The 10,592-nt window shown below is 66.2% G+C and carries 8 protein-coding genes; 3 read left to right on the forward strand and 5 right to left on the reverse strand.

Features of this window, described 5'->3' with window-relative positions; all coding sequences use genetic code 11:
* Window positions 1-19: 19 nt before the first annotated feature.
* Complete coding sequence (gene lpxL / locus ACW7G6_RS12430; RefSeq protein ID WP_456998389.1) at window positions 20-958, reverse strand: LpxL/LpxP family Kdo(2)-lipid IV(A) lauroyl/palmitoleoyl acyltransferase; 939 nt, start codon at window positions 956-958, stop codon at window positions 20-22.
* A 74-nt stretch (window positions 959-1,032) separates the two neighbouring features.
* Here lpxL and waaA point away from each other — a divergent pair, with 74 nt between their 5' ends.
* The gene (gene waaA, locus ACW7G6_RS12435) at window positions 1,033-2,412 is read left to right on the forward strand and encodes a lipid IV(A) 3-deoxy-D-manno-octulosonic acid transferase (RefSeq protein WP_456979949.1); all 1,380 of its coding nucleotides are present in this window, start codon (window positions 1,033-1,035) and stop codon (window positions 2,410-2,412) included.
* On the opposite strand, the gene ACW7G6_RS12440 is transcribed toward waaA, so the two are convergent.
* The 3 genes from ACW7G6_RS12440 to ACW7G6_RS12450 form a co-directional block, all read right to left on the reverse strand.
* The gene (locus tag ACW7G6_RS12440) at window positions 2,366-3,793 is read right to left on the reverse strand and encodes a TolC family outer membrane protein (RefSeq protein ID WP_456979948.1); all 1,428 of its coding nucleotides are present in this window, start codon (window positions 3,791-3,793) and stop codon (window positions 2,366-2,368) included. The two genes, waaA and ACW7G6_RS12440, sit on opposite strands and share 47 nt — an antisense overlap.
* Before the next feature lie 15 nt (window positions 3,794-3,808).
* A complete protein-coding gene (locus tag ACW7G6_RS12445; RefSeq protein ID WP_456980140.1) occupies window positions 3,809-4,459 on the reverse strand; it encodes a protein-L-isoaspartate O-methyltransferase family protein in 651 nt (216 codons plus the stop codon).
* A 154-nt stretch (window positions 4,460-4,613) separates the two neighbouring features.
* Window positions 4,614-5,333, reverse strand: a complete 720-nt coding sequence (locus tag ACW7G6_RS12450; RefSeq protein WP_456979947.1) for a TetR/AcrR family transcriptional regulator — start codon at window positions 5,331-5,333, stop codon at window positions 4,614-4,616.
* Window positions 5,334-5,411: 78 nt separating this feature from the next.
* Between ACW7G6_RS12450 and ACW7G6_RS12455 the strand changes: the two genes are divergently transcribed.
* A complete protein-coding gene (locus tag ACW7G6_RS12455) occupies window positions 5,412-6,542 on the forward strand; it encodes an efflux RND transporter periplasmic adaptor subunit (RefSeq protein WP_456998380.1) in 1,131 nt (376 codons plus the stop codon).
* Window positions 6,543-6,577: 35 nt separating this feature from the next.
* Window positions 6,578-9,763: an efflux RND transporter permease subunit gene (locus ACW7G6_RS12460; RefSeq protein ID WP_456998381.1), complete on the forward strand. Its 3,186-nt coding sequence runs from the start codon at window positions 6,578-6,580 to the stop codon at window positions 9,761-9,763.
* Window positions 9,764-9,883: 120 nt separating this feature from the next.
* Here ACW7G6_RS12460 and ACW7G6_RS12465 read toward each other — a convergent pair whose 3' ends face one another.
* The gene (locus ACW7G6_RS12465; protein ID WP_456979944.1) at window positions 9,884-10,531 is read right to left on the reverse strand and encodes a hypothetical protein; all 648 of its coding nucleotides are present in this window, start codon (window positions 10,529-10,531) and stop codon (window positions 9,884-9,886) included.
* Between the last annotated feature and the right edge of the window lie 61 nt (window positions 10,532-10,592).

Raw genomic sequence — 10,592 nt, forward strand, 5'->3', positions numbered from 1 at the left:
CGCGCGGCCGCGTCCGGGCTCAAGGCGATTCGCTGGTTTGCGGCGGCAGGTACGGTGACCGCATTCCGGGCGGGCGCCGCTTGAACCGTCGATGGATCCACAAATACTGGGTGGGTGCTTCGCGGACCATGGCCTCGATCGCGGCATTGACCCGGGTACTGTCGGCGGCCGGATCGGCCGATGGAAAATCCTCCAGCGGCGCACCCAGCCGCAACACATAGTCGCCACCCTCGCGACGATGGAAGAACGGCACCACGGCGCAGCCGGTCAGGCGGGCGAACTGGTGGGTCGCGGTGATCGTCGCTGCCGGCACGCCGAAGAACGGCGCGAACACGGTGTCCTTCCCGCGCATGTCCTGATCGGGTGCGTACCACAGGATCCCGCCCTGCTTGAGATGGCGCATCGCCGGACGCAACTCGCCATTGGCGAACATGGCACTGGCATAGCGCAACCGCCCGCGCTTTACCGCCCATTCCATCACCGGGTTTCGATGGGGGCGGTACATACCGGCCAGCGGCAGGTGATCGCACATCAACCGGCCGCACATTTCCAGGGTCAGGAAGTGGCCCGATACCAGCAACACGCCGCGTCCCTGTGCGCGCAGCGCCTGGATGGATTCGACGCCTTCGATCCGGACGGTACTTCGCATCGGCCTCGCCGACCCCCACCAGGCACGGGCAAATTCGAACAACCCGATGCCCAGGTCGCGAAAGGCCTCACGCAGCAGCACGTCGCGGCTGGCTGCATCGAGCTCGGGAAAGCACAGCTGCAGATTGATGGCCGCCGCGCGCCGGCGCTCGGTTGCCAGCCGCAACGCAATGGCCCCGATGCCGGCACCCAGGACGCGTTGCACTGTCCACGGCATGCGCGCCACGAGCCACAGGCCGCCCAGCAGCAACCACGTTGGCCAGTGGCGCGGACCGAGCGGGGCGGCGCCCGGGGAAACGGGAGAACTGATGGGAGTGGAGGAGGGCATGGCCCGATTCTACCGGCGCAGCCCGGATCAGGCTGCCTGTGCAGTATCCTGAGCCGATGCGAAGCGAGCTGACCGAGCGCCTGTTGCGCGGCCTGTACTCGGCCGTGCTGTACTTGTTGGTGCCGCTCACCGTGTACCACCTGATCTGGCGTGGTTTCCGCCAGCCCAGCTATCTGCTGCGCTGGAACGAACGCTATGCGCGTTACCACGATGATCCCCACCGGGAAACATTGTGGGTGCATGCGGTGTCGGTCGGCGAGGTCAACGCGGCGGTACCGCTGGTCAATGCGCTGCGTCGTGGCCGCCCCGATCTGCATCTGCTGGTGACTACCATTACCCCGACCGGCTCGGAGCGGGTACGCGCGTTGTGGGGCCACGATGTCGAGCATGTCTACCTGCCGTATGACCTGCCCGGTGCGGTGACACGGTTCATCGGCCACCATCGGCCGCGCGCGGGCTTGATCATGGAAACCGAGCTGTGGCCGAACCTGCTGTTCGGCTGCCGTGACCATGGCGTACCGGTCTACGTCCTCAATGCGCGGCTGTCGGAGCGCTCGTTGCGCGGCTATCGGGTTTTGGCACCACTGGTGGGGCGGGCACTGCGAACGGTGACCATGGTGGCGACGCAGTCATTGGCCGATGCGGTGCGCTTCGTGCGACTGGGCGCGCGAAGCGAGCAGGTGGTCGAGGTCGGAAACCTGAAGTTCGACGTGACCGTGCCGGAGGGGCTGGACGAGTTTGCGGCCGGGTTCCGCGAGCAGTGCGGGGATCGCCCGGTGTGGATCGCGGCGAGTACCCACGAGGCCGAGGAGGCCGCGGTGATCACCATCCATCGTCACTTGCGCGAGCGGTTTCCGGATCTGCTGCTGGTGTGGGGGCCGCGGCATCCGGAGCGATTCCGGGTGGTCGCCGATCATGCGCGCGCCGCCGGCTGGAAGGTATCGACACGCTCGCGCGGAGTGCTGCCAGGAGCGGACGATGTGGTGTTCGTGGTCGACACCATGGGTGAGCTGGTGCACTTTTATGCCTGCGCCGACGTCGCCTTCGTCGGCGGCAGCCTGCAGCCCATTGGTGGCCACAACCTGCTGGAGCCAGCTGCGGTGGGCACCCCGGTGGTGACGGGCCCGCACCTGCACAACTTTGCCGAAATTTCCCGCCAACTCGATAACGCCGGCGCCTTGCGTATCGGTGCAGATGTCGATGGCGTGCAACAGGCGCTGTCGATGCTGCTGGATGACCCGTCATTGCGTCGCGCCATGGCCGACAATGGTCGCAAGCTGGTAGAGACCGGGCGCGGCGCGTTGGCACGGACGATGGCATTGCTGCAGCCGACGCTGGCGCCGGTCGCGTCGGAGCGGGACGATCCGGCCGAGGATCGGCCCGCGTCGGCTATTGCCGGATTGGAGACTGGACCTGCGCCTCGGCGTCGGCGGTGAGCAGGCGGTTGATGTCCTGCACGTCGTCGATGTCCAGGGTGCCGGCGGCCTGTTCCAGGGTCAGGCGCTGCTGCAGGTAGTTGTAGCGTGCCAGTGCATACGCCTGTTGTGCCTGGAACAGGTTCTGCTGGTTGTTCAACACGTCCAGGACGGTGCGGGTGCCGACCTCCAGGCCGACCTGCGAGGCGTCGTACGCGGCCTGGGCCGAGACCAGCGCCAGGCGACGTGCCTCGACCTCGCTGATGCCGGCAACCAGGGTCTGGTAGGCATTGCGGGTATTGCGCTCAAGCGCGCGCTTCTGCTGCTCCAGCTCGTCGGTGGCGATGTCGCGCTGGCTGATGGCCTGGCGAACCCGTGACTGGGTAGCGCCGCCGGAGAAAATCGGCACGTTGAGGGTGATGCCGATTTCCGGGCCCCGGCTTTCGCTCTCGATCGGGCTGTTGACCGAGTCGGGCAGGTCGCTGCTGCTGAAGGTGCGGTCGCCGGTGGTCTTGCCCTTGCTGTAGCCGCCGCTGAGGTACAGGGTCGGCAGGTGGGCGGACTGCGCCGTGCGGACGTTGGCCTCGGCCGATTCGACCTGGAGTTGCTTGGCCTGCAGAGCCGGGTTGGTCTCGAACGCGGTCTGCACCCAGGAATCGACGCCCTCGCTGACCGGCAACTGTGGCTGGAAGTCCGCGGGCAGGCCCTTGACGTTGTTGACCGGCGTGCCGGTGATCTCGGCCAGGGCCTGGTAGGCATCGGCCACGCGGGTGCGCGCCAGGATGGTGTTGGCACGCGCGCTGTCGTACTGGGCGCGGGCCTCATGGACGTCGGTGATCGGTGCCAGACCGACTTCCAGTCGTTTGGAGGCGAAGTCGAACTGCTTCTGAAGCGCTGTCTCGGCGGCTTCTGCGGCGGCCAGGGTCTCCAACTCGACCAGCACGTTGAAATAGGCGGCCGAGGTGCGGGTGATCAGATTGTCACCGGCGGCCTCGAGCTGGAAGTCGCTGGCCCGGCTCAATGCGTTCTGGCTGCGCAGCGTGCTGAAGCGGGACATGTCAAACAGCATCTGGGTGCCGTTGATGCCGACGCTGCGGGTGGTGGTCTCGCTTTCGATGTCACCACTGAACTGGACCGGCTCGCCCTGGTCATTGAATTGGTTCTGGGTCGCCGGACCTTCGCTGCGCGAGCGCCGGATGCTGGCGCTGCCGTCGATCTGCGGCAGCATCGCCGCACGTGCCTGGACCGAGCCTTCCCGGGTGAACAGGCGGTTCGACTCAGCCGCGGAGAACTGCGGGTCGCCGGCACGCGCCAGCTCGTAGGTCTGCAACAGATCCTCCGCGGCGGCGGTGGCCGGCAACAGGGCGAAGGCGAGGGCGAGAACGAGTGGGCGGTGGATCATGCGGAGTCCTTTCAATCAGAATTCGAAGGCGGGCACCGGAGCTGCGCCTGCAAGATAGGGAAGGTCGGTCTCGAACAACGATTCAATCCGTGGTCCGTTGGCCTCGTTGTATACCAGCACGGCCTCCATTGCCGGTGCCCGGCCGCGCACGATGAACATGCGGCCGCCGGGTTTCAGCCACTGCAGGAAGGCATCGGGAATGGTGTCGACCGCGCCGGTGACGCAAACGGTGTCGAAGCGGCGCTCGGTCCGGTATTCAAATGCGTCGGCATGCAGTACCTGGATGTTGGCCAGGCCACGGGCCTCGAGCCGCGCGCGCGCGGCATCGGCCAGGTCGGCATGCCGTTCCAGGCTGAGCACCTCACGGCCAAGCCGCGACAGGCACGCGGTCAGGTAGCCGCTGCCGGTGCCGATCTCCAGCACGTCTTCGCCCGCCGTTACCAGCAGCTCCTGCAGCGTGCGGCTCTGCACGACCGGCTTCATGATGACCTCGCCATGGGCCAGCGGCAGGGTGATATCGGAATAGGCCAGGTTGCGGTGGATGTCCGGTACGAAGTCCTCGCGCGGAATCTTCACCAATACGTCGAGTACGCGTGCATCCAGCACGTTCCAGGGCCGGACCTGCTGTTCTACCATCAGTTCGCGGGCCTTGGCGTAATCAATCATGCTCATGGGGTCTCAAGGATTGCTGGTGTCAACTGACTATTGTAGCGGCGTGCGCGGCGAACAAATCAGGATCGGTTGAAGCATCGGTGCGACCAAACACAGGATCGCCCTCCCGGGGGCCGGTTTTGAGTGCCGGAAGTCACCGCGACGCAAGTCATGGGCGGGCGGCATAGGCGCGCAGGAATACATCCACCGCGGCGACCAGGTGGGCGTGTGTCAACGCCGGATCGACGTCCTTGCAACCCAGCAGCAACCGTGCGTGCGGTTCGCCCTTGAGCAGCGAGATCAACTGGCTCGCCGCGTGATTGACCGGGTCGGCATCGGCCGTGTCGATCACCAGCTCGCCGGTAGTGACGCGACGTCGCAACAGCTCGGCCACCGCGTCGTGGATGCGTTGTGGCCCGGCCTCCCAGAATTTGCGCGCCAGCGCCGCGTCGGCCATCTGGGGGGTGCACAGCATGCGGTGAGCAGCAATGGCCTGCGGGCTGCTGATCAGGGCATGAAACGCGTGGGCGATGTCCAGCAACCGCTCGCGCAGGGGCGTCTGTGGTGAGGGCATGAACAGTGCAGGCGGGAGCTGTTGGTCGCAGTACGACACCACGGCCGCCGAAAACAACGATTCCTTGTCGCCAAAGTGACTGTATACCGTGAGCTTGGAGACGCCGGCACCGGAGGCGATCTGGTCCATGCTGGTGCCGGCGTAGCCGTGTTCGACGAACATCCGCTTGGCGGCGTCGAGGATGGCCGTGCGCTTGGCCATGTCCTTCGGCCGGCCCGGTCCGGCCGGCTTTGCAGGCAGCGGGGCGCCGTCGTGGCTGCCGGCCTTGGTGCCTGGCGGCGCACGGTGATCGTCAATGGGCTTGCGCTCAGGCATGAATTAAATATTAGACTAAGGAGTGTTGTATTTATACAATACCATTCGGTCCAATAATTCCCCAAAGAGGTGCTTCCCATGCGCAGCCGCTTTGCGATCCAGGGGATCGGTGCCCGTTCACTGGTGGCCGGTGCGCTTCTGGCTGGCCTGCTTGCAGGGTGCGGTCCCAGCGAAACGGCCGACGTGTCGGCGCGGCCGGTGCTGGTGACCCAACCGGTTGCCGCCGACGCGGTGCACGACTCGCTGGCGGGGGCGATCCGTGCCCGCGAGGAGAGCCAGCTGTCGTTCCGGGTCGGCGGCCAAATGATCGAACGCAAGGCGGACGTGGGCGATCACGTCAGCCGTGGCGATGTGCTGGCAACGCTCGACCCCGATGATTTGAAGGCGCGGGCGAATGCAGCCCAGGCACAACTGGCCGCCGCCCAGGCCGAGCTGGGGCGTGCGCGCGCGGATCAGGCGCGCTACGCCGCACTGGCCAACGACCAGTTGGTCAGCCGGTCCAGCATGGATGCACAAAATGCCGCCGCCACCGCCGCGCAGGGCCAGGTGGATGCGGCGCGGGCCGAGCTCGAGGTCGCCAGCAATCAGGCCCAATACAGTCAGCTGCGGGCACCCGCCGACGGGGTGATCGCCGAGCGACAGGCCGAAACGGGGCAGGTAGTGGCTGCCGGACAAGCGGTATTTACCATGGCTGCCGATGGTGGCCGCGAGGTGGCTTTCGCGGTCTCCGAAGGGCAGGTGGCGGCCATCAAGCCGGGACAAGCGGTGCAGGTCGAGGTCTGGTCCAGGCCGGGCGAGCGCTGGCCTGGTGTGGTGCGCGAGATCGCACCGGTGGCCGACCCCGCTTCGCGTACCTTTGCCGTACGCGCGACCGTGGATGCACCCACCGGGGTGCTCGCGCTGGGCCAGAGCGCACGCGTATTCCTCCCGGGCCAGGAAACCGACGCGCTCAGCATTCCGCTCACCGCGCTGCAACCGGGGGGCGACGGCGAGGTTGCGGTATTCGTGGTTGATCCGCAGACCTCGACCTTGAAACTGCTGCCGGTCAGCGTCGGCGCCTACGGTAGTCAGACCGTTCCGGTGCTGGACGGGCTGGCCCCGGACGCCTGGGTCGTCGCCGCCGGTGGTCATCTGTTGCGTGAAGGCCAGACGGTGCGCCCGGTGGATCGCGATAACCGCGACGTGGCGACGGCCGACGCGCGCCACTGACCGCACGCGATACCGAACCGAGGATCTCCCAGACCATGCGTTTCAATCTTTCCGAGTGGGGTTTGCGGCATCGCAGCCTGGTGGTCTACGCGATGCTGGTGCTCGCCATCGCCGGTGCGTTCTCTTACCTGAATCTCGGGCGCAGCGAGGACCCGGCGTTTACCTTCAAGGTGATGGTGATCCACACCGTATGGCCGGGTGCGACCGCCGACCAGATCGCATCGCAGGTCACCGAGCGGATCGAGCGCAAGCTGATGGAAACCGGTGAATACGACTTCATCCGGTCGTACTCGCGCGCCGGCGAGTCGCAGGTGATCTTCGCGGCGCGCGACTCGATGCGCTCGGCCGAAGTGCCCGAGCTTTTCTACCAGGTTCGCAAGAAGATCGGCGACCTGCGCCCGGAGCTGCCGGAGGACATCGTCGGGCCGTTCTTCAACGATGAGTTTGGCGATACGTTCGGCAACATCTATGCATTGACCGGGGAAGGATTTGATTACGCGGTACTGAAGGATTACGCCGACCGCGTCCAGCTCGCGCTGCAGGACGTGCCGGACGTGGGCAAGATCCAGCTGTTCGGGGTCCAGGACGAGAAGATCTGGATCGAGCTGTCCAACACCAAGCTGGCCACGCTGGGAGTGTCGGCCGCGGCGGTGCGCGAGGCCTTGCAACAGCAGAATGCGGTGGTGCCGGCGGGCTTCTTCGAGACCGCCAGTACCCGGGTGCCGCTGCGGGTGAGCGGGCAGTTTGAATCGGTCGAACAGATCCGCCGCTTCCCGGTCCGGGTTGGTGATCGCACGTTCCGGCTGGACGACGTAGCCGAGGTCCATCGCGGCTTCTCCGACCCGCCCCAACCGGGCATGCGTTTCATGGGCAAGGACGCGATCGGCATCGGCGTGGCCATGCGCGACGGTGGCGACATCCTCGCCCTGGGCGAGACGCTGGAAGCCGAGTTCGGGCAGCTGCAACAAACCCTGCCGGCCGGGATGGAATTGCACCAGGTGTCCGACCAGCCGGCGGCGGTGGAGGACTCGGTGGGCGAGTTCGTGCGCGTGCTCGCCGAGGCGGTCGCGATCGTGTTGCTGGTGAGCTTCCTGTCGCTGGGCTTTCGCACTGGTCTGGTGGTGGCGTTGTCGATCCCGCTGGTGCTGGCGATGACCTTCACCGTCATGGACGTGTTCGGCATCGGCCTGCACAAGATATCGCTGGGCGCGTTGGTGCTCGCGCTGGGACTGATGGTCGACGACGCGATCATTGCGGTGGAGATGATGGCGATCAAGATGGAGCAGGGTTTCGATCGCCTGCGTGCGGCGGCGTTTGCGTGGGAGTCGACCGCGTTCCCGATGCTGACCGGCACCCTGATCACCGCCGCCGGGTTCCTGCCCATCGCGATGGCCGCCTCCAGCACCGGTGAGTACACCCGGTCGCTGTTCGAGGTGGTCACCATCGCGTTGCTGGTGTCGTGGGTCGCAGCGGTGTTGTTTGTCCCCTACCTGGGCGACAAGCTGCTGCCGCACATCGAGCGCGATGAAGGCGGGCGCGGCAGTGCGTCCAAGCCCGGCTCGCTGGCGGCGCGCTGGCAAATTCGACGCCAGCGCTGGGCGGACCGACATCCCGCATTTGCCGACTGGATCGCCCCGTTGCCATCCGACAATCCGGACGCCGGCGAGCATGATCCCTACGCGACCCGCTTCTACCAGCGCTTCCGCAGTTGGGTGGTCTGGTGCGTGCGCCATCGCTGGCTGGTGATCGGGGCCACCGCAGCGGCGTTCGTGGTCTCGCTGATGATGTTCCGCTTCGTGCCCCAGCAGTTTTTTCCCGATTCGGTACGGCCGGAACTGATGGTCGACATGGAGCTGGCCGAAGGCAGTTCGCTACGCGCGACCCAGGCGCAGGCCGAGCGGCTTGAGCAGATGCTTGCCAGCCGCGACGACCTGGTCAATTACACCGCGTACGTTGGCACCGGGTCGCCACGGTTCTACCTGCCGTTGGACCAGCAACTGCCCGCCGCCAACTTCACCCAGTTCGTGCTGATGCCGGAAAGCCTGGCCGCGCGCGAGGAGGTCCGCCGCTGGATGATCGAGGAAGTGGTGCCGCGTTTCCCCGAGCTGCAGATGCGCGTGACCCGCCTGGAGAACGGCCCACCGGTGGGCTACCCGGTGCAGTTCCGGGTCTCGGGCGAGCATATCGACCAGGTGCGGAAGATCGCCTACGCGGTGCGTGCGAAGATCCGCGACAACCCGCATGTGGCCAACGTCAACCTGGACTGGGATGAACCGGGCAAGGTGGTGCGCCTGCAGGTCGACCAGGCCCGCGCGCGGGCACAGGGCATCACCTCGGCGCAACTGGCGCAGGTACTGAGCGGATCATTGTCGGGAATCCAGGTCAGCACCTATCGAGAAGGCAACGAGCTGATCGGGGTGATCCTGCGCGGTGGCGATGCCGAGCAGGTCGATCTGTCGCAACTGGGCAGCCTGATGGTGCCGACCGCCAGCGGGCAGAGCGTGCCGCTGAGCCAGATCGCGACCCTGGAATACGGGCTCGAGGAAGGCATCATCTGGCACCGCGACCGCAAGCCGACGATGACCGTGCGCGCCGACATCTACGACGGCACCCAGCCGGCGACGGTAATGGCGCAGATCTCCCCGACCCTGGACGAGATCCGTGCCGGTCTGGCGTATGGCTATTCGGTGGATATCGGCGGTAGCGTGGAAGACTCTACCCGCGGCCAGGATTCGATCACCGCCGGCGTGCCGCTGTTCCTGTTCGTCGTGTTCACCCTGCTGATGCTGCAGCTGCGGAGTTTTTCGCGGAGCGTTATGGTGCTGCTGACCGCGCCACTGGGGTTGATCGGGGTGACCCTGTTCCTGCTGGTGTTCCGGGTCCCGTTCGGCTTTGTGGCGATGCTGGGCACGATCGCACTGTCGGGCATGATCATGCGCAACTCGGTGATCCTGGTCGACCAGATCGAGCAGGATCGTCGCGACGGGCATGAAACCTGGGATGCGATCGTGGAGGCGACGGTGCGCCGCTTCCGGCCGATCGTGCTGACCGCGCTGGCGGCGATCCTGGCGATGATTCCGCTGTCGCGCAGCGCATTCTTCGGGCCGATGGCAACCGCGATCATGGGCGGCCTGCTGGTGGCCACGGTGCTGACCCTGCTGTTCCTGCCCGCGCTGTACGCGGCGTGGTTCCGGGTCAAGGTGCCGCAAAAACTCCAATGAAACCAACGTAGGGCGCAATAGCCGAAGGCGTATTGCGCCGGATGTCGAGGTCGCCGCGGCGTTCGCATTCCGGCGCAACGCGCTTTGCTTATTGCGCCCTACGGGAACGAACGGCTGCGGTTACTCGGCGCCCCAGGGTGCCGGGGGCGTGTCGATGGGGTTGGTGAGGTCGAAGCGCACCCGGAACAGGCGGTCGGTGTCGGGGCGCGCCAACTCGTAGGTGTAGTGCGCGCCCGGCTCGATCTCGATCGCCCAGACGTTGCTGTTGGATACCTGCATGCCCTCGCGGGTGAACATCTCCTGCGAGAACGTGTCCACCGGGAATTCCTGCCGGCTGGCGGTGCCTTCGCTGGCGGTGTCGCCGCCGTACATGGTGACCGGGTCCTCGCTGCCGTCGGCCAGGCGGTGGTCGTGCTTCAAGCGCAGGCCATCGTCGGTACGGGTCACGATCCAGGTCCGCGAACGATCATCGCCAACATGGAACGGGATGCGGATTTCCTGCTCGTTGCAGTCGCGCACATGCATCACCAGTGGCTGGCCGCTGAAAGCGTCGGGACCGGTGGGGGCGGGTTCTTCTGCAGTGATGGTGCCGGCGAACGATTGGCCGCACAACGCGCTGATGCGCTCGAAGAACGCGTCTTGTGCGTTGGCGGCTGGCGCTGCCGGGGCGGGCTCGGCAGCGCTGGCGGGAGCGTCCGGCGGTGCGGGGTTGCAGGCGGACAGGGCGACAGCGAGGGTCGCGGCGAAGGCTATTGGATTAATTTTCATTCGGTGAAGCTAGCCGTTATCGACGCGGGTTGCCAAGCCGGTGATCGGAACGTCCGGTCTA

The organism is Lysobacter sp. A421 (assembly GCF_054052145.1).

Bases quoted from the DNA above. Each gene is read 5' to 3' on its own strand.
- ACW7G6_RS12455 (WP_456998380.1), top strand. From the start codon at position 5,412: ATGCGCAGCCGCTTTGCGATCCAGGGGATCGGTGCCCGTTCACTGGTG.
- ACW7G6_RS12450 (WP_456979947.1), bottom strand. From the start codon at position 5,333: ATGCCTGAGCGCAAGCCCATTGACGATCACCGTGCGCCGCCAGGCACC.
- ACW7G6_RS12460 (WP_456998381.1), top strand. From the start codon at position 6,578: ATGCGTTTCAATCTTTCCGAGTGGGGTTTGCGGCATCGCAGCCTGGTG.
- ACW7G6_RS12440 (WP_456979948.1), bottom strand. From the start codon at position 3,793: ATGATCCACCGCCCACTCGTTCTCGCCCTCGCCTTCGCCCTGTTGCCG.
- waaA (WP_456979949.1), top strand. From the start codon at position 1,033: ATGCGAAGCGAGCTGACCGAGCGCCTGTTGCGCGGCCTGTACTCGGCC.
- ACW7G6_RS12465 (WP_456979944.1), bottom strand. From the start codon at position 10,531: ATGAAAATTAATCCAATAGCCTTCGCCGCGACCCTCGCTGTCGCCCTG.
- ACW7G6_RS12445 (WP_456980140.1), bottom strand. From the start codon at position 4,459: ATGATTGATTACGCCAAGGCCCGCGAACTGATGGTAGAACAGCAGGTC.